Origin of the sequence: Solibacillus sp. FSL H8-0538 (genome assembly GCF_038003525.1) — a bacterium.
Taxonomy (GTDB): Bacteria; Bacillota; Bacilli; order Bacillales_A; family Planococcaceae; genus JBBOPI01.
Window position 1 is genome coordinate 171,696 of the sequence record NZ_JBBOPI010000001.1, and the last position, 18,856, is coordinate 190,551.

The 18,856-nt window shown below is 39.8% G+C and carries 16 protein-coding genes; 12 read left to right on the forward strand and 4 right to left on the reverse strand.

The window, feature by feature from the left end; genetic code table 11:
• The 7 genes from MHH87_RS00835 (at position 1) to MHH87_RS00865 (ending at position 6,490) form a co-directional block, all read left to right on the forward strand.
• The gene (locus MHH87_RS00835) at positions 1–876 is read left to right on the forward strand and encodes an ABC transporter ATP-binding protein (RefSeq protein ID WP_340747456.1); all 876 of its coding nucleotides are present in this window, start codon (positions 1–3) and stop codon (positions 874–876) included.
• Positions 863–1,582 carry a hypothetical protein gene (locus tag MHH87_RS00840; RefSeq protein WP_340747457.1) on the forward strand — a complete coding sequence of 240 codons (720 nt, stop codon included), beginning with the start codon at positions 863–865 and terminating at the stop codon, positions 1,580–1,582. Before MHH87_RS00835 ends, MHH87_RS00840 begins: the two co-directional genes overlap by 14 nt.
• Complete coding sequence (locus MHH87_RS00845) at positions 1,579–2,295, forward strand: hypothetical protein (RefSeq protein WP_340747458.1); 717 nt, start codon at positions 1,579–1,581, stop codon at positions 2,293–2,295. The genes MHH87_RS00840 and MHH87_RS00845 overlap by 4 nt, the downstream gene beginning before the upstream one ends.
• Positions 2,296–2,316: 21 nt before the next feature.
• Positions 2,317–3,132 (forward strand): metallophosphoesterase, encoded by an 816-nt coding sequence (locus MHH87_RS00850; RefSeq protein WP_340747459.1) that lies wholly within the window; start codon positions 2,317–2,319, stop codon positions 3,130–3,132.
• A gap of 213 nt (positions 3,133–3,345) precedes the next feature.
• Positions 3,346–5,343, forward strand: a complete 1,998-nt coding sequence (locus tag MHH87_RS00855; RefSeq protein ID WP_340747460.1) for a methyl-accepting chemotaxis protein — start codon at positions 3,346–3,348, stop codon at positions 5,341–5,343.
• A gap of 59 nt (positions 5,344–5,402) precedes the next feature.
• A complete protein-coding gene (locus tag MHH87_RS00860; protein WP_340747461.1) occupies positions 5,403–5,942 on the forward strand; it encodes a GNAT family N-acetyltransferase in 540 nt (179 codons plus the stop codon).
• A 191-nt stretch (positions 5,943–6,133) separates the two neighbouring features.
• Positions 6,134–6,490: a rhodanese-like domain-containing protein gene (locus MHH87_RS00865; RefSeq protein WP_340747462.1), complete on the forward strand. Its 357-nt coding sequence runs from the start codon at positions 6,134–6,136 to the stop codon at positions 6,488–6,490.
• Between the two features lie 171 nt (positions 6,491–6,661).
• On the opposite strand, the gene MHH87_RS00870 is transcribed toward MHH87_RS00865, so the two are convergent.
• A complete protein-coding gene (locus MHH87_RS00870) occupies positions 6,662–7,972 on the reverse strand; it encodes an alanyl-tRNA editing protein (RefSeq protein WP_340747463.1) in 1,311 nt (436 codons plus the stop codon).
• Between MHH87_RS00870 and MHH87_RS00875 the strand changes: the two genes are divergently transcribed.
• The gene (locus MHH87_RS00875; protein ID WP_340747464.1) at positions 7,958–8,251 is read left to right on the forward strand and encodes a DUF6509 family protein; all 294 of its coding nucleotides are present in this window, start codon (positions 7,958–7,960) and stop codon (positions 8,249–8,251) included. The genes MHH87_RS00870 and MHH87_RS00875 overlap by 15 nt on opposite strands.
• 51 nt (positions 8,252–8,302) lie before the next feature.
• Here MHH87_RS00875 and MHH87_RS00880 read toward each other — a convergent pair whose 3' ends face one another.
• Positions 8,303–9,301 carry an anti sigma factor C-terminal domain-containing protein gene (locus MHH87_RS00880; RefSeq protein WP_340747465.1) on the reverse strand — a complete coding sequence of 333 codons (999 nt, stop codon included), beginning with the start codon at positions 9,299–9,301 and terminating at the stop codon, positions 8,303–8,305.
• On the reverse strand, positions 9,294–9,788 hold the full coding sequence (locus MHH87_RS00885) for an RNA polymerase sigma factor (protein WP_340747466.1): 495 nt from the start codon (positions 9,786–9,788) through the stop codon (positions 9,294–9,296). Before MHH87_RS00885 ends, MHH87_RS00880 begins: the two co-directional genes overlap by 8 nt.
• Positions 9,789–9,988: 200 nt before the next feature.
• On the opposite strand from MHH87_RS00885, the gene MHH87_RS00890 reads away from it, so the two are divergent.
• The 3 genes from MHH87_RS00890 (at position 9,989) to MHH87_RS00900 (ending at position 15,129) form a co-directional block, all read left to right on the forward strand.
• Positions 9,989–11,317 carry an FAD-dependent oxidoreductase gene (locus MHH87_RS00890; protein ID WP_340747467.1) on the forward strand — a complete coding sequence of 443 codons (1,329 nt, stop codon included), beginning with the start codon at positions 9,989–9,991 and terminating at the stop codon, positions 11,315–11,317.
• 761 nt (positions 11,318–12,078) lie between these two features.
• Positions 12,079–13,440 carry an acetamidase/formamidase family protein gene (locus MHH87_RS00895; RefSeq protein WP_340747468.1) on the forward strand — a complete coding sequence of 454 codons (1,362 nt, stop codon included), beginning with the start codon at positions 12,079–12,081 and terminating at the stop codon, positions 13,438–13,440.
• 228 nt (positions 13,441–13,668) lie between these two features.
• Positions 13,669–15,129: a Fe-S-cluster redox enzyme gene (locus MHH87_RS00900; protein WP_340747469.1), complete on the forward strand. Its 1,461-nt coding sequence runs from the start codon at positions 13,669–13,671 to the stop codon at positions 15,127–15,129.
• Between the two features lie 259 nt (positions 15,130–15,388).
• Here the strand turns inward: MHH87_RS00900 and MHH87_RS00905 are convergent, their stop codons facing one another.
• Positions 15,389–16,573 (reverse strand): CaiB/BaiF CoA transferase family protein, encoded by a 1,185-nt coding sequence (locus MHH87_RS00905; RefSeq protein ID WP_340747470.1) that lies wholly within the window; start codon positions 16,571–16,573, stop codon positions 15,389–15,391.
• A 730-nt stretch (positions 16,574–17,303) separates the two neighbouring features.
• Between MHH87_RS00905 and MHH87_RS00910 the strand changes: the two genes are divergently transcribed.
• Positions 17,304–18,830, forward strand: a complete 1,527-nt coding sequence (locus MHH87_RS00910) for a class I adenylate-forming enzyme family protein (RefSeq protein ID WP_340747471.1) — start codon at positions 17,304–17,306, stop codon at positions 18,828–18,830.
• Positions 18,831–18,856 lie beyond the last annotated feature (26 nt).

The following is an 18,856-nucleotide window of genomic DNA, read 5'->3' on the forward strand; positions in this document are numbered from 1 at the left end:
ATGATTCGATGTGAGCAATTACAGAAAAAGTATCGTGGTAACCATGTATTAAAAAATATTTCGTTTCAAATTGAGGAGCCGAAAATTATTGGACTTATTGGGCGCAATGGTACAGGAAAATCGACGCTGCTTAGAATTTTAGCCGGTCACTTAAAGCCGACAAACGGGGGAGCAATGTTGTTTGATCGAAAGCCGTTCAATAATTTAACGGTGGCAGCGAATACGATATTTATAGAGGAAGGAATGTCCTTTCCACCGGCACTCACATTACAAGATATTTGTAGAAGCGCAAAGAATTTCTATCCAAATTTCGACGGGAAATTGGCGATACAATTATTGGAGTATGCACATATTCTTCCAAAAAGTTATCACCATAAATTATCGAAGGGGCAAAAATCGACGTTTAATTTAGTTTATGCCTTGGCAACGCGTTCACCGATTACATTACTGGATGAGCCAATGAATGGGATGGATGAAGCGATTCGCACTGATATGTACCGCGCAATTTTGAAAGAGTACATTGCATTTCCGCGCCTTATCCTTATTTCAAGCCATCATTTAAATGAAATTGACCACCTCATAGAAGAAATCATACTTATTGATGAGGGGCAGGTGAAAATGCATGAATCGCTTGAGGATGTACAGCAAATGGCTGTGCGTTTAACAGGGCAAAAGGAGCAAATTGAAACGTTTATTAAAGAGGCAACGATTTTATTTGAAAAAGAGACAGGACCATTTTATGAAGTAGTTGTCACTGCTGAAAAATTTTCACTGCCTGAAGTAGCGGGTATTCAAGTACAGCCGGTTTCTGCGAGTGATGTGTGCAAGTTCCTAACGAGTAAAACGAAGGGGGGAATTGATGATGTCTTTAACTAATGTGAGCGCGGTTCAAAATACTTGGCAGCAGCTGAAGTGGAAATTTTCGACGTTTAGCTCGACACTGTATACGATTATTATTGTGCAATTTATTTTCTCAATTTTGTCGATGGATTTTACAGGAATGACAGGTAGTGGGCTTGGTAATTTGTATGTTGAACATCGGTTTTATAGTTTTGATTATTTACTGATCGTAAGTGTGTTTTCGCTATTTATTTTAGGGTGGACGCTCGCAACGACAAGTCTCACACAGGATAATTTTTCGATTGTGACGACAAGATGGACGGCCAGTATGTCAACGGTACTGTTTTGTATTTGTTTATGTGCGTTAGCTACGTTGACTGCATTCAGCTCACTTAGCACCATCTTTTTTGTTCGTATTCTATTTACCGATATAAATATAGTTATGCCGCATTCAATGATCAATCTAGAATCCATCCTATTATTTTTCATGTTGACCGTTCTTTCTTGTGCGGCTGGGTATTTTATTAGCTCATTACTGCATCTATCAAAAGCGTTTATTTTAGTCCTAGGTGTAGCGTTGTTTTACTTACTAATCGCATATATCGAGCATGTAGTTGCTATTACGAAATTCTTTTTTGGCACAAGTACGGCAGAGTTATTATTAAAAGCATTCGTTGCGACGGTATTGTTATTTGTTGTTTCCATGGTACTTACAAGTCGTAAGGAGGTGAAGCGAGTATGAATTGGTTAGTCTTGTTACTTTCAGTGATGTTCATTCCGGCGATAATTATTGTGACTCGTAATGTGCTATCACGCTTTAAAATTTGGACGCCTAAGCGTGTTTTTACATTTATTGGTGTATATATTGGGGTGGGCGTGATTTCGTTTATTGGACTCGCTATCATGTCGGATAATCATACAAAAATTCTTTCAGAGGAAAAGGTTCGGCAAGTACAAGAAGAGTATGTTGAAATGCAAACGTTTGTGGAAAACAACGATTTAGAAAAAATTAACCCGGATTATTTGAAGAAGCAACGCAGCTATGTGCTGCCAACTAATGAATTAACGGTATATATTGACGAGAAATCTTATTCGACGAAAGTATATGTAACATGGCGCGATGATCCCGAGTCAAACGAAATACTAGCGGATTCCTATTTGTTCCCGCATATTGTTTCGGGTATCGATGTCTCCAGTGAAGTACCACTAATCGGTAGTACATTCGATGACAGCGCGCTGTATGTAAAAGAGGATGGGATTGAGTTGAAATATTACTCTCTCTATTCAAAAATTCAAATTCTAGATAATTACTATGAAAATCATTACATTAATATTTGGCCAAAAAGCAGTTCAAATTTCAATTCTTTAGTAGGTCAGCAAATGTTACACTTGAATGTTCCGAAACATATCAATATTATTGATAACAGTGGATTGATTTCCTACTTATATAATTAATAATGAATTGAGCGAACTGTAATGAAGAAGGTATTGAAAGTTATTGTTATTGCGTTAGCTACGTATGTTTTCTTGTATGTGAATAATCATTGGATAGTGACCACTGAATTATCGTACGAATCGCAAAAGGTGCCTAAGAGCTTTGATGGCTACCGTATTACACAAGTAACCGATTTGCATGATGCAACATTCGGAGATAATCAAAGTCAACTAGTGGAAAAAGTGATGGCTACCAATCCGGACGCAATTTTCATTACAGGCGACTTAGTCGATAGTAACAGATATGATTTACAGAATAGTTTACTAGCAGTGGAGCAATTTGTGGATATTGCGGATGTGTATTATGTGCTCGGGAATCATGAAGTGGCGCTAAATAAGGTGGACGAAATTTATAACGCACTTACTAACCTTGGAGTACGCGTATTACCGAATGAAGCAGTCGTTTTTGAACGCCACGGGGAGCGTTTGGCGATTGTCGGTATAGAGGATCCGTTAATGGGCAAATCCGTTCCAGATATGCTTGACGAAGCAACAGATACTATTAGTGATGAAGATTTCACCTTGTTGCTATCACATCGGCCAGAGCAGTTCGATGCGTATGTGAATCAAGAAATGGATTTAGTATTTACAGGGCATGCGCATGGTGGTCAAGTTCGTCTACCGTTTATTGGCGGACTTGTCGCACCGTCACAAGGTTTATTTCCAACGTATTCAGCAGGAGTTTTTGAAGGCAATGAAACAACAATGGTTATTAGCCGTGGCCTTGGAAATAGTATGTTCCCATTCCGCATCTTTAATTTACCTGAGATTATTGTCATGGAATTACAATCAAAATAATGTAAAAGCAGACGTTACAATTATTTGTGACGTCTTTTTAATTTATTTCACATATATTAGGTATTTATTACTGAAATTAAACTGGATTAATTGGTAAAAGATGTTTACTATTTTCTTTTATTTTTATATGATTAATATGGAATAAGTGATAAAGAAAGCGCATTACTAAATAAAAATTGGTTAGAACGAGTAAATTTTGTAGGAGGAGCCACTATGAGATTAAAAGGTATCGGAGGAAAGTTAACTACTTCTATTATTATTCTTTTGTTATTAACGTGCGCAGTACTAGGAGTATCAAGTTATTATAATAGTTCAAATGCATTAAAGGAACAGGTGAAAACGAATCTTGAATGGAAGGCTAAGGACGTTTCACATTATATTGAGGAGTTTTTTAAACGTACATATGTGGAAGTGGAAGGTATTGCAGAGCAAGGCGTTATTCAGGACATGAATTTAAATGAGCAGTTTGCCTATTTAAATGAACGCATTGCAAAGAGTGAGGATTATTTAGCGTTTGGTATTGTGGATGAAAGCGGGACATCTCATTATTCAGATGGTACGACAGCGGATTTAGCTGACCGTGAATATATTATTAATGCCTTTAAGGGCGAGACAGCGATGTCGGATATTATAATTAGTCGTGTGACAAGCGAGCCGGTCATTATGATCGCGACGCCAATTAATACGGTAACGGGTGAAAAGGCACTGCTTCTTGCACGTATTGACGGTTATTTCTTATCATCGGTCATTGCGGAAATCTCAGCTGGCGAAACAGGTTATGCCATAATTGTTAGTGAAGATGGGACAATCCAGGGGCATAAAAACGATGCATACGTGAAGGATCAAGTAAACTTTTTGACACAAGCTAAAGAATCTGGTGAAATGACAGGTGAAGCATTAGCCATTCAAGAAATGATTTCAAATGAATCAGGATTTTTTGAGTTTACGCATTCAAATGGAGCCGAGCACTATATGGGCTACCACTCACTAGATAATGGCTGGACGATGGCTGTAACTGCGGTGAAGGATGAAATGCTCGTGGGATTAAATGGGTTGAAAAAAGAATTAGCCATTTCAACTATTCTTGTGTTAATTGTGGGCTTTGGTTTTGCAGTTTTCGTCTCACGTTCGATTAGCAATCCCATCAAGCAAGTCGTACAGTTAAGCGAATATATTGCGCAAGGTGATTTCACACAGGAAACATCGGAAAAATATAGCAAGCGTAAGGATGAACTCGGTGTCCTCTCACGCGCGTTAGCCAAAGTCGTAAGCAATATGAAGGAAATGATTACGCAAGTTAATAAAAATGCGATGAATGTGAGCGAAGCATCGTGTGACTTAATGGGCGATGTGAACGCTGTAACGGAAAAAGCCAAAATGATTTCAGTATCCATTGCGGAAGTCGAAAGTGGCTCTATTGCTCAGGCTAAAATGGCGGAGGAAAGTGCAACAGCAATGGAACAAATGGCATTAGGTGTGCAGCAAGTGGCAGAAGTGGCGAGTACCGTTGCAGAGCATACAGAGTTTATCGAACGAAAAGTACGTGAAGGGCATGGTGCAGTTCGTCATTCCATAGGGCAAATGACAGCCATTCAACAAGGAACTGAGGTTGAACTCGAAGTCATTCGTAAGCTTGAAAAAGAATCGCTGGAAATTGGTTTAATTTCAAAAATGATTACGGATATTTCAGACCAAACGAATTTACTAGCACTAAATGCATCGATTGAAGCAGCACGTGCAGGTGACGCAGGTAAAGGCTTTGCCGTAGTAGCCGGGGAGGTTCGTAAGCTTTCAGAGCAAACCGCACATTCTGCCGCACAGATTAATGCACTGATCCAAAAAGTACAGCATTATACAGAGCAAGCAGTGCAAGCGGCTGAATCAGGGGAAGATAATGTAGAACAAGGCTTACAATCAATTCATTTATTAGAACAGCGCTTTGAAGAAATTGTTGAGGCAGTTTCACGAATTACACATGAAATAGAACAATTAAGCGGTTCTGCACAGCAAATGAGCGCCAATACTGAAGAAGTTTCCGCTTCAATGGAGGAAATGTCTGCATCAGTTAGTGCGGCAGCAGGCTATGTGCATGATGTAACGAACTCAACAGAAGGACAACTTCAAACAGTAGACGAAATGAGTAAGCAAGCAGACGAGCTATCGGAAATGGCCAAAGAGCTTCGTATTGCTGTGAGTCAGTTTAAATTATAAATTTTAGCAGTGGCGTGTTTTTTGCCGCTGTTTTTTTCTATAAAAGGGGAGTGACGAATTTGTTTTATTATCAAATTGATGAAGAACTTAGCCTGAAATTAGTGACAACACATGATACGGAAGAAATTTATGACATGATTGATGGGTCGCGCGTGCATTTACGTGAATGGCTTGGCTGGTTGGATACGACAATTGGGCCAGAAATAACACGTCAATTTACGGAGCTAAATTTACAGCGCTTTGCTAAAAATGAAGCACTTGATACTGCAATTGTTTATAAAGGGAAGATTGTTGGGAAAATTGGTTTTAATTCGATTAATTGGTCCAATAAAACCGCGCAAATTGGCTATATGCTTGCTGAAGGGGCACAGGGCAAAGGAATTATGACGCGCTCGGTTAAAGCGATGACAGCGATTGCCTTTGAGCATTACGGTTTACATAAAGTCGAAATCCATGTAGCAGAGGGAAATGTGAAGAGCCGGGCGATTCCAGCACGTATAGGCTATACACAAGAAGGTATGATTCGGAGTGCGGAATGGTTATACGATCATTATGTCGATCACATCGTCTACGGGATGTTGCGCAAGGATTGGCAATAAAGGTAGTGTTATACGGGCTTTTTTCTTTGGTAGATAAGAAAGTATAACTTTCTTATCTACATAAGTAAGGACATCATCTCGCCCTATACTGCGCGAGATGTGTCTTTCTAATATAAACCGAATGAGTAGTGTTATTACAGAAAATTATCGTACACTAATAATGATAAGTTTTTTGTGATAGGAGAGATTGTATGGAATGGATTGTATCGGTTGTTGTGCTGGCATTCATGCTCATTTTAGGCGTGCGTATGATGCCAAGTAAAGGTGTGAAATCAATTTCAACACCAGACTTAAAGAAAATAGTAGATGCGGAGGATAAAGTTTTTGTTGATGTACGAACAGAGGCTGAATATAAAAAACGGCATATTCCGCAGTTTATTAATATACCATTCGGATCAGACTTTTCGCAGTTGCCAAAAGACAAGCCGATTATCGTTATTTGTCAAAGCGGCATCCGTAGCAATCAAGCATGTAAGCAGCTAGTAAAGCAGGGCTATACAGATATAACGAATGTGCGCCGTGGCATGAATGCACTCCGAGGGAAATAGAAATAAAAAAATGCTGGATCTTAAAGTACAAGTAGAGCAGCTGCAGTTACAAGGAAACTAATCAAAGTTGCAAGTAACAAGACTAAGCTTACAAGTAACTAAGGGTATTTTGTAAGTAAATTGTATTACCGCATAATAAAAGGCTCCAGCAACTGCTGGAGCCTTTTTACTTTATAGTTGAGCTTTCATCGCAGTGAGCAATGCTTCAGCAGCAATCATTTTTTCGCCGCCGCCTTGAACGAGTGCGTCACTACCGCCACCTTTGCCGTTTACGAGCGGTAAAATGGCTGTAGAAATGCTTTTCATGCTCACTTCAACTTCCCCGCCACGCGCAGCGATAAACTGTAGCTTGTCTTCATTATCTGCAACAAGCAGTGCGATGGTATGAGGGTTTTCCTGTGTAATACAGCGAGCTAGCTTCTGAAGCTGCTGGATTGAGCGGCCCACAAACACCCGTGCCGCTATCTTTTCCGACGCTAGTTCCTTCGCTTCAAATTCAAGCAAAGCATCCTGCGCTTCTGCGAGAGCTTTTTCGGTTACTTTTGCTGCACTCGAGAATTTACGCAGTGCGTCCGCTGCATTTTCCTCGGGCACACTTAGCTGGCGCGCCACATCGGTTAGCACCATTTTACGCATCGCCAGCTGATTTAGTACGCGTTGACCACATACGAAGTGAATGCGAATTTGTTGCTTCATTTTTTCCGTGCCTAAGATTTTTAGAAGACTTACTTGAGCAGTTGATGTTGGGTGGGTCCCACCACAGCCATTGTAATCGTAGTCTGGAATAATAACTAAGCGAATATCTTCATTCACTTTGACGTCTTTACGTAAGTTGTACTGGGCTAACTCACTTTTCGTTACCCATTTCGTAATAATTTTACGGTTTTCTAAAATAATGTCATTCGCGCGTTGTTCTGCTGCGGCAAGTTGCGCCTCAGTGACGTCTGCTACGTTTAAATCGATGGTTACAAGCTCTGTTCCTAAATGGAAGCTCGTTGTCGCAAAATCAAACAGTTCAACAAACGTAGCTGTTAAAATATGTTGACCTGTATGTTGCTGCATATGATCGAAGCGGCGTTCCCAGTTTAGTTTTCCTTCCACTATGCCGGAAATTATGCTGACATCTTCCTGCGTATAATGGCGAATTTCGTCGTCGATTTTTTCAACGTCGATAATTTCTAGTCCATCAATCCAACCTGTATCGTGCGGCTGCCCGCCACCTGTGGGATAAAAGGCCGTGTTATCTAACACGATATAGTTGCGGCCATCTTCTACGCTAGTACGCAAGACATTTGCCATAAATTGTTGAATCGTTGCATCTTGATAATAAAGTAAATCTTTCATACGTATCCTCTCCTTCAAATTATTTTGGCACAGTCTCAACCGACTGTCACTTCGTATCCATTTGACGCACGGCCATTTTTGTTTATGATTAGAGAGAACGATTTCGCAAAAGGAGCGACTTAAATGGACATTACACATTTTTCGGTTGAAGAAATATTAGATCCAACAAATATTATTGAAGGTAAACGTTTTGAGTTTTTACTAGATGTAGAGATTGACGAGGACGATGAGCTGTATATGGAAGCAGGTATCGAAATCCGCGTTCTAATTGGCCAAAAGGATGAAGAAGTACGTTTAGTGAGTTACTTCATTATTGAAAAGGCAGGAAATGAGTACTTAGATTTTGCGCTTGAAGACGAAGAAGAAGCGATGATTTTAGCGTTTTGCAAAGAGCAACTCATTGCAGAGCAACAATAAAAGAAAAACTGACCGAGAAATTTATTTCTCCGGTCAGTTTTTTATAGTTATTTAATACTTATCTACAACGATACCAAGTGAAGAGGCTTTAATAAACGGTAAATCCTTTAGTGTCGCTAAGCTTTCCGCAGTACCGGTCACAACTGCCCCGTAAATTTCAAGATCGGCAACGGATAATACGCCATCTTCTCCGCTAATGGTTTCGTTCAGGCGTTTGAATTCATCTTGCCATATTGTGCGGTATTTTGTACCACTGCTAATGGATCCAATGAAATTTTCAGCTGGCATTTCCGCTTTATCGCCATTTGGGGTAAGTATAGAAAAGCCGAAAACCGTATTTTCATTGCGTAGAAGATTAGTTTTTGCAATAATTTCGCCGTCTTCATTGAAGCTTTTTGCTTGTATCTCATCTTTCTCATCTACATCATTTACCCATAACCACGTTTTTGTCACCGTTTTTGGAATCAACTCCATTGCTTCTGAACTTGTATAGCCTTGATCAAATGACAGTGCCATTTCCATCACTTTGTCGTCCCCGATTTCATCAAGTAGGGCGAGGTCATTGCTGGCATGCTCGTAAGATAATAATGGGTAGAAAAAGGTCATTTGACGCTGTCCAAGCACGTTGTATTGCACATATTCTAAGTTATCCTCTGAATATGCCCCGCCAAAAATAATCGGAGAACGCATACCAATTCGTCCAAGCCACTCATTACGAAACAGCCCGTAACCGTAACCATCTTCCCCGGTATAAACAACTTTCCCTTCAATTAATTTATAGGTTTTATAATGGTGTTCCCCGCCAAAAAGCCCTGGAAAAGCCTCCATTGTACTAATAAATTCATTAGCCCCTGAAATTTGATTGAATAGATGAAAAGAATCTGCAATAGGTTGCTCCATCAGAGGTGTAACGGTGCGATTAAGAAATACCCCTACGATGCCTCCAATTGTGAGCACAGTAACCGTAATGAGTACCGTCTTCCACGTACTCCGGCGCTTTGCTTTATTAATCGATTGCTCCATTTTTCCTACATCAAATAATTCACTCATCGAATTCCTCCCATTTCACGCGCAGTGCTTTGCGTGCGCGTTGTAAATATGTTTTCACATGTGCCTCTTTCACATCTAAAATGGCTGCGATTTCTTTATAGGACAGGTCCATAAAATATTTCATGACAAGGAGTTGTTGGAAATTTGGTGGAAGTCCCTGCAATACTTCACGCAAATTTGCATCTCGCTCTGTTAAAATAATTTCTTCTTCTACGTCCATTGCTGATTTGAACTGTGCCAATTCCTCCTCGCTGAAATAGGCAACAGTTTTTTTCTTGTTATACAGTGTGTAATAGCGGTGGAGCGCCACTTTAAACAGCCAGGCACGCAGTTTGTCCACCTCAATTTGATGCAAGCATTCAATGGTTTTCATGATGGCTTCCTGCACCACATCCTCAGCATCTTCCTTCGAGGCGCCGATTTTCAGTAAATATTTGAAAACGACTTCTGCATGCGCAAGTAGCAGACGCTCCCAGTGCACTTTCATATGTCACCAACTTTTTGGATATCCTGTTTTAATGGATAAGAAAGTACTTTCCTATCCACATTAGAAAAGACAGTATGTTTCCCTCATTTTGAACAAGAGGTGTCTTTCTAAGAGTTAACTCACTTATATAACAATTGAAAAGTAAAAAAGTATACAAGTAAATGCTAAAAAAACTTTTTATAGGAAAAAGGTGATGTGGAATGAAGGTTATCATCATTGGCGGGGACGCTGCTGGAATGAGCGCAGCAATGGAAATTGTACGAAATGCACCAGGAATAGAAATTGTAGTGCTAGAGCGTGGTGGCATTTATTCTTACGGGCAGTGCGGTCTGCCTTATATACTTGATGGAAGAATTGAAAATACAGAGGAACTCATCGCACGGGATGTTGCTATTTTTCGTCATAAATATGGCATAGATGCACGTAAGTTTCATGAAGTGACTAGCATTGATACGACTGCCCAGATTGTTCGAGGGAAGCATTTGAGAACATGTGAACGCTTTGAATTTCAGTACGATAAGTTGCTCATTGCAAGTGGAGCGACCCCAACCATACCAGAGTGGCGCAGTACAGATTTTATTGGTATTCATACGATCAAAACGATTCCACAAATGGAATATCTGATGCAGGATTTGAAAAATGTGCAGCATGTGACTGTTATTGGCGGAGGCTATATTGGCTTAGAAGTGGTGGAGACTTTACAGGAACGCGGGCTTGCAGTGCGATTAATTCATCGTGGTAAGCAGCTGATGAAAAAGTTACATCCAACGTTAGCAGAGAAAGTGTTTGTGGAAGCTAAAACGAAAGGCATAGAGGTACTTTTAGAGGAAGAGGTGCTCGGCTTTGAAGGCGATGACCGTGTGGAACAGGTGATTACGAAAAGTGGGAGCTTTGCAACGGATTTAGTCATTGTAGCAACAGGTATTACGCCAAATACGCAGTTTGCAGTTGGCCTTGCGAAGCTTGAAAACGGAGCTATTATTGTGAATGAACAGATGGAAACGTCGTTCAAAAATATTTATGCCGCAGGAGATTGTGCGACCCATTTCCATCGACTAAAGTTTGAGGAGGACTATCTTCCACTCGGCACAACGGCGAATAAACAAGGGCGCATTGCCGGACTCAATATTGCTGGAAAGAAAGCGATTTTTAATGGCATCGTCGGCACAACGGTGTTGAAATTTTTTGATTTACAAATCGGTATGACTGGGTTAAGTGAAAAAGAAGCGGAAGACTTAAAAATCGATTTTGATTGTTATGATTGGCAGGCGAATCATATTGCAGGTTATTATCCAAAGGCTCGACCAATCGATCTACGTGTTTTCGTAGATAAGAAAACGCGTAAATTGCTCGGGCTCCAGGCGGTTGGGGAAGCAGGCGTAGATAAACGAATTGATGTATTTGCGACCGCCCTTTACAACGAAATGACGTTCGAGGAGCTAGTCGATCTAGATTTAGCGTACGCCCCCCCATTTAACGGAGTATGGGATGCCGTGCAGCAAGTAGCAAAGCGGTACGGGGAGAATTAAAACAAACCTACGGAAAACTTATTTTCCGTAGGTTCTATTACGAAGTACTCAATTTTACACTAGAATGAAGTTTTCTGAAAATTATAAGGACACAGGTGGTCTACACACTAGCTATTGTTAAAGACAAAGTTTGCTCAAAAAAGAACCTACCTTCGATTAGAATGGAAACTCCCTAAATAGCAAAAACCCGCCAAAAAAAAAGGCAGGTTTTTCACGTTCTTAGAGGAGGTGTTGTTCAAAAATCCAAATGAAGAGTCATGGTTTCGGATACATGATCAAAAGTAGCCGAACTACTATGTGGAATAAGATCATGAAGCGAAACGCGTTTGGTTTGGAACATGTATTCAGCATAGCGTAAATTTTACTTGGAAAGGTACATTTAATGAAATGGTAAATTAATTGTAATATGCTATAAATACGGCTCATCTACTGGTGGGACAAACTTGGAGTGGATTTTATAAACAAATACTCTGTCATCATATGAATAATACGTGACAAAAATATATCAAATATAACAGCCGAAACCTATTAGAAGAAGTAATTTATCCGTTCTTAGCCAATTTTTTATAGCACAATCCTGAATTAGTTGCTTTCCTTCTAAATACATTCCCTCTTTCCTTGTTAAAAATTGTATAATAGAAGGAATAGGTAATTCTTTTCATTTTAAGAAAAGTAACTGGTATTGAACGCAATCGAAAAAATGGAAAATTATATATATTAATTTTTGAAATAGTAATAAACAAGTAGATAGGAGAGAGGCTATGTTAAATAAACAAGTGATATTCGGGGAAAATGAACAAGATGAGGTAGTCAATGTGCAGCCGTCAAAAGCGGCTGAAACACTTTTTGTAAATGAATTTACGGATGGCATTTTGAGTCCACATACTGCCATGCTGGGTCCACTAAAAGACGGTGGTACAATTATTGCGAATACGGCTCCAGGGTGCTGGGGACCGATGATAACACCGGAAATTCGCGGTGGGCATGAGGTGACGAAGCCTGTTTATGTAGAAGGTGCTGAAGTCGGGGATGCTATTGTAATTCAAATTAAATCCATTCAAGTTACGTCGATTGCGACTTCTTCTGGTACGGATGAGGCACTGACAGATCGCTTTATCGGGGACCCTTTTGTGAAAGTGAAATGCCCAGGGTGCGGCAAGCTTCACCCGCAAACCATTATTAAAGGAATTGGCCTAGAAGCTGTACGTTGTTCAACATGCGATACAGACACGTCACCGTTTAAGATGACTCATGGCTACACGATGACATTTAACCCGCGCGGCGAAATTGGCTTAACGGTTGGCAGGGAAGCGTCACGTCGTATTGCGTTGGATGCGAAAAACTTTATGCGCACACCGGAAAATTCAGTGCAGCATCCGGTCGTGACGTATGCGCCGTCTGATTTAATTGGGGTCATGGCGAGAATGCGCCCATTTGTTGGTCAGTTGGGGACAACACCGTCAAAGGCGATGCCGGATTCACATAATGCAGGTGATTTTGGCACAGCTTTAATTGGGGCTCCGCATGAGTTTACGTTAACGCAGGATGAGCTAGACATTCATCGTACGGACGGGCATATGGACATTAATCGTGTGCGCGAAGGTGCGGTCATCATTTGTCCGGTGAAGGTGCCGGGTGGAGGTGTGTATGTTGGTGATATGCATGCGATGCAGGGTGACGGGGAAATTGCAGGTCATACTACCGATGTGTCAGGTATCGTACAATTGCAAGTAAGCGTGCTGAAAAAAGTGAACTTAGAAGGACCAATTTTACTATCAAATATTGAAGATTTACCCTATACAGCAAAACCATTTACAAAAGAAGAAAAACGCATTGCGCGCGATTTAGCAGAGGAATACGGCGTGAAGCAAATTGAGGATGTGTTTCCGGTTTCCTTTGTAGGGACGGGTGGGAATTTAAATCTTGCTACGGACAATGCGCTAGCGCGTGCAGCGAAGCTTTTAGAGTTATCCGTAGAAGAAGTGAAGAACCGCGCAACAATTACAGGCTCAATAGAAATTGGGCGACACCCGGGTGTTGTGACTGCAACACTTCAAGTGCCAAAAACATTGCTCAAAAAAGCACGTATTTTTAAGCCAGTCAAACGCCAATATGATTGCTAAATAGTTTCCTTTACTTCATTTTCACCTTCTGTGCAAGCAACATCGTCAACAAATTTCATATACGTAGATTCCGCTAGCATTATGCCGGAATAAAGTTAAAAAGTGAGCCGTATTAGGCTTGCTTTTTCATTTGGAAGTAACGACTGTTCTTTTAAAAAAGCTAGCCGTTTTTTGGATTAGTTTGGTATATTTTTTGTAGGAATTTTTTATGGGGGAGGGGTTTAGTTGTTGCTAAAATGCGACGAACAGCTGATGCAGGCGACACAAGGGCAGACAGGTGAGCGACTCGAAAAAGTCATTAATGCATATATGCAAGATGAATGTATGGATTTACAACCATGGAGAGCAGTGCTACCGGTGGATCTCATATTAACTGATGAAGAATGTGCAGAGGAATTTTGCTTTCTGCTCCTAAAAAAATACTGGAAGCAGGCGAATTTATTGTTCGTCGAGCCGCTACAGGCTGTAAATTTAGATATTGAATTTGCCAATGAGCGTATTCAGTTGTTTTTTGAGTCGCCTCAAAATAAAAGCGCACTTTTCAATTATTTAGTCATACACAGCGAAATGCGTTTTGAGCATTTAATTGCACTTATTTTCGGTAAAACGATGAAGGAAGGAATACGTGGTGCAGGACTGGAATGCTTGTACGTACATAAAATAGATGGTCAATATTTTGTACAGGCGATTTATTGTACTCAAAGTTTATTTTGGGAAACCGTATATGCCAAAAAACTCTATTCGATTTTTCAGCAGGTACCATTACATGCAATAGATGATCCATTAATACTGATGAAGAATTTTAAAATGCATGTATTAAAAATTGAATCGGTTAACCGGACAGCAACAATTATACATAAGCTTATTCAGCGCCTAGATCATGTAAATCCACAGTCTTTCCAATTAAAGCAGTTACACTTATTTAACGTCATAACGCATTTTACGAGTGGACGACGCCATTTTTTAAAGTTGAAAAAATGCATTGAGCACGTGGAAGCAATGTGGGGAACTGGGCACTGGGCATTAAATGAAAAAGAGCGTACATTATTGTCATATATTTTACTAAATGATGCTGTGATGAAAAAAGATCGAGAAAAAGTAATTGAGCATGGACTATTTTTAATAGAGCAGGATCGTTTAAATAATCACGCTGTAGAGCTTGTGGTGGAGTATAGTGATGTACTTAAAAGCATGAAGCCACAGCCAGAAGCGCTTGTAAAAAATTATAAAGAGAATTATTTAGAGTATGTTTTTTTTGTTGTGATGGATGCACTCGTGGAGAAGCAGCGTTTTGGGACGGTATTTAGGCTGTTACAGGAGCATGAATTGGCCTCATGTACAGCAATTTATGATGTAGTGAATACTTCATCGAAAGCGGAGGTACTGCATAAGATAGAAGCAACGGTGCAGCGCGATATTGCTTTTTTAGTAGACAGTTCCCCGCAGTATATGCTGGATTCTGTGCGTGTGTGGCAAGAGCAGTATACATCACCTACAAGCCCGTACTGGACCGTTGCTGAAATGACGTCGTGGCATATATGTAATGTGTTAAAAACCGTATTTGTGGAAGAGCAATATGAAGTGTTTGAGAAGCTAATGAGTGTCTACAAAAAATACTTAGTCATTCCATCGCATGTGGAGCGATTACGGGAATTTATTGAAGAATACATTGTAAAGCAGGGCTCATAAAGCAGCGGAATATTTGTTAAAATTATCATAAAAAGTAATTATTATGCTTTTGTGTATAAAATTGTGATTTTTTTCACATCAAATTATCTCATATTTTATTATACTTTTTGTAAAAGGAGTGATAAATTATGAAAGCATTTATCTTAGGCTCAGTTGGTACGGTTTTATCTATTATAGTGGGAATCGGTGTTTATCAAGTACTTATTTCTGTGTAACATATAAACAAAGGAGTTGGACCAAAAATGGCCCAGCTCCTTTGTTATTTTAAAATATCATTTGCGCGTAAAAGAGAAATTTTTTCCGCAGAATAACCGTACTCCGCTAAAATCTCCTCTGTATGTGCGCCCATTTTTGCTCCAACGAACTGATAATTTGGTTCGACACCGTCAAATTTTAGTGCAGTTCCAATTTGGCGCTGCGTCGATCCGTCTGGCTTTGGTACTTCAACAACCATATTACGTGCTTGAAGTTGCGGATGCTCACATGCTTCGTCAAATGTTAAGACAGGCTCAACACAGCCGTGGAAATCGTCATTGAAAATTTCCAGCCACTCATCAAATGTTTTTGAACTAAATGCATCACAAACGGCTTCTTTAAAGCGTAGCTGTGTATACGATGAATCCGTAAACTTACTATCAATGAGCTCGGGTATGTCGAGCGCCACACAAAGTAGCTTACGGAACTGTGGCTCAAGACTTCCTACAGAGAAGTAGCGTCCGTCCTTTGTTTTATAGTAATCATAGAACGTACCGCCGTTTAAAATTTCTTCCTCGGGTTGCGGTGCCTGTCCGCTCCCGAAAAACTGCGAGCCGTACAGCGCATTCATCGTAAATATCGCATCAGTCATTGAGACATCAATAAATTTACCTTCCCCAGTTTTCTCGCGGTGTAATGCTGCAGCGAGCACCCCTACTGCTGCATGCAATGTCCCGCCAGCCATATCGGCAATTTGAATTCCCATGGCAACAGGTTTTTTATTTTTTTGGCGTGAGTGATCTAGCACACCCGCTATTGAAAGATAGTTATTATCGTGGCCCGGACGAGTAGCATAAGGACCTGTTTGGCCATAGCCTGTAATCGCACAATAAATTATGCGCGGATTTACTTGTTTAAGCGTTTCATAATCAATGCCGAGGCGTTTCATGACACCCGGACGGAACCCTTCCACGATAATGTCATAGTCCAAAATGAGCTTTTTCACAATTTCTGCTGCTTCCGGCAACTTTAAATTCAGCGTAATCGAACGTTTGGAACGGTTTAAATGTTGATGAATGAATGACTCTCTGTCCTCATCATATGGTGGCATAATACGCATTAAGTCTACGCGTCGTTCAGATTCTACGTGAATGACATCAGCTCCTAAATCAGCGAACATCATTGTGGCAAGTGGCCCGGGTAATAGTGAAGAAAAGTCGAGTATTTTTAATCCATTTAATATGGTCATTTGCCCATCCCCCCCCTTTAAGTGATTAATAACGGAATTATGTAATTATACAGAATATTTTAATAATATCATTATTATAGCAGTTGTTTTTGTGAAATTATATATTTATGTAACAATATAGTGTAAATTATCTGAAAATTACATAGCTATGTTGAAATTTAATAGAAAGTTTTTTCTTTTAAGAAGGGAAATTACATTTGAATACATAGAAATAGGACTTATCACCACAAGTCGGGGATGACAACTAGAGTAGGATGATTGTTGATTGGACTGAGCGTAGCGAGGGAAGCGGCTCATCAAACGCGTCCAGCCAGAACGCAAATCAACCTGAAGTTATGGTGTTTAACAATAAAAAAAGATTATAAAACATAAATAGACACATTTATAAAGAGGCTTTGACTAATTCGGGGGAGCAATTTATAAAAGATTTTTACTGCGCATTCATATTAAAATGAAAGAATATTACTAAAATATATAGAAGAGTAGGTATAAAAAATATTAATTTAGTTTTCTAAATTTCATGAAGTAAAAATATTCTTAAAAGTTCACAATTCGACTACTACATCACAATGAAGATAATTTAAAATGAAGATAAATAGCTACTATTTTATATGAAATGGGATTTTAATAAAATTATTTTAATATAAGGAAAATTAAAGTGTATTATAATGAATAAATTTTGAACGTTGGGAGTCATGTCGAGTGAATTAAAAGAACGGGGGAATGTAAAGTGGAGTTTAATGTTGGCAAAATGTTAATGAACCGTGCAAATTTATTTGGAAACAAAGAAGGCTTCGTAAGAGATAACATCCGTCTTTCTTTTAGTGATTTTAATGAAAGCGCTAATACAATTGCCCACTTTTTAGTCGAGCAGGGCTTTGTTAAAGGGGACAAACTAGCGATCATTTGCAAAAATAACGAGGATTTCGCTGCTGTTTTTTTTGCAGCTGCAAAAATTGGGGTCATTACCGTGGCGATTAATTATAAGCTGCAGCCAAAAGAAGTCGCATTCGTCGTAAATCATTGTTATGCAAAGGGGGTTATGTACGGGGACGATCACCTAAAGTTAGTTGCTGCCATTAAGGCACTCGTATTTGTTGAGCTTTATTTTACAAATGATTCGGCAGGAGAAGATACGTTGGTCGCTAACATCATATCATCATATGGAAAACAAGAACCTACCTACCGTTCTTCTGGAGATGACCCCATATTAATAATGTATACATCTGGTACAACAGGTGAGCCAAAAGGGGCAATGCTGTCCCATAATAATTTAATTTCATCAGCAATTACGTTATCTTCATCGATTAGCTGGTGGGAAACGGACCGCTACCTACATATGGTACCGCTATTTCATATTGCAGGGTTTACGCCACTCATTACGAATGTGCATACCGGGGCAACGACAGTTTTCTTAGAGAACTTTGAGCCAATTCAAGCTTGGCAAGTCATGGAGCGTGAAAAAATTACAACGATGATGTCCATGCCAGAAATGCTCGTTTCACTGATTAAAGCCATTGATCTGATGAAACCGGATTTTTCAACGATTCGTACAATTACTTGTGGTACGTCTACAGTCCCGCAGCAAATTATTCATGTGTTCAAACAGTTTGGTATTCCGGTACAGCAAGTGTACGGACTGACGGAATTCACAGGTGGCCTAACGATATGGCGTAGTGAATTTGATGAGCAAAAATATGACTCAAAAGGCAAGCTGGTTATGTATAGCGAAATAAAGGTCGTTTCTTTGGAAACAGGTGAAGCGCTTCAGCCACATGAAGACGGAGAAATTTTATGCCGCGGCCCTCAAACATTCCTGGGCTACTTTAAAGATGAAGAATCAACAAAAAATGCATTGGTTGACGGTTGGTACCATACTGGCGATATAGGTCATGTGGATGAGGAAGGATTTCTTTATTTAGTCGACCGCATGAAGGATATTATTGTTCATAATGGAGAGAAAATTTATAGTGCCGAGGTGGAAAACTTACTCGTGTCACATTTCGCAGTTGCACAGGCGGCCGTAATTGGTGTTCCACGCCCGGATTATGGTGAAATTCCAATTGCCTATATTGTGCTTGCGGAGGGGAAGGTTGTGACAGCAGCTGAGCTTATTCAATATTGTAAGAACGAGCTTGCGGCTTATAAAGTCGTGCGTGAAATTATTTTCATAGAGCATTTACCGCGCAATGCTGTCGGCAAAATATTGAAAGACGAGCTACGTAAGCAAAGTCGAAATGCAGTCCAATCAAAGTAAGTTAATAACCCAAAAAGAGATTAAGC

What these genes read in the sequence shown, in the direction of transcription:
- MHH87_RS00880 (WP_340747465.1), bottom strand. Translation starts at nt 9,301, where the DNA reads ATGAGTGAATTATTTGATGTAGGAAAAATGGAGCAATCGATTAATAAA.
- MHH87_RS00850 (WP_340747459.1), top strand. Translation starts at nt 2,317, where the DNA reads ATGAAGAAGGTATTGAAAGTTATTGTTATTGCGTTAGCTACGTATGTT.
- MHH87_RS00835 (WP_340747456.1), top strand. Translation starts at nt 1, where the DNA reads ATGATTCGATGTGAGCAATTACAGAAAAAGTATCGTGGTAACCATGTA.
- MHH87_RS00885 (WP_340747466.1), bottom strand. Translation starts at nt 9,788, where the DNA reads ATGAAAGTGCACTGGGAGCGTCTGCTACTTGCGCATGCAGAAGTCGTT.
- MHH87_RS00865 (WP_340747462.1), top strand. Translation starts at nt 6,134, where the DNA reads ATGGAATGGATTGTATCGGTTGTTGTGCTGGCATTCATGCTCATTTTA.
- MHH87_RS00895 (WP_340747468.1), top strand. Translation starts at nt 12,079, where the DNA reads ATGTTAAATAAACAAGTGATATTCGGGGAAAATGAACAAGATGAGGTA.
- MHH87_RS00840 (WP_340747457.1), top strand. Translation starts at nt 863, where the DNA reads ATGTCTTTAACTAATGTGAGCGCGGTTCAAAATACTTGGCAGCAGCTG.
- MHH87_RS00875 (WP_340747464.1), top strand. Translation starts at nt 7,958, where the DNA reads ATGGACATTACACATTTTTCGGTTGAAGAAATATTAGATCCAACAAAT.
- MHH87_RS00905 (WP_340747470.1), bottom strand. Translation starts at nt 16,573, where the DNA reads ATGACCATATTAAATGGATTAAAAATACTCGACTTTTCTTCACTATTA.
- MHH87_RS00890 (WP_340747467.1), top strand. Translation starts at nt 9,989, where the DNA reads ATGAAGGTTATCATCATTGGCGGGGACGCTGCTGGAATGAGCGCAGCA.
- MHH87_RS00845 (WP_340747458.1), top strand. Translation starts at nt 1,579, where the DNA reads ATGAATTGGTTAGTCTTGTTACTTTCAGTGATGTTCATTCCGGCGATA.
- MHH87_RS00870 (WP_340747463.1), bottom strand. Translation starts at nt 7,972, where the DNA reads ATGTGTAATGTCCATTTAAGTCGCTCCTTTTGCGAAATCGTTCTCTCT.
- MHH87_RS00855 (WP_340747460.1), top strand. Translation starts at nt 3,346, where the DNA reads ATGAGATTAAAAGGTATCGGAGGAAAGTTAACTACTTCTATTATTATT.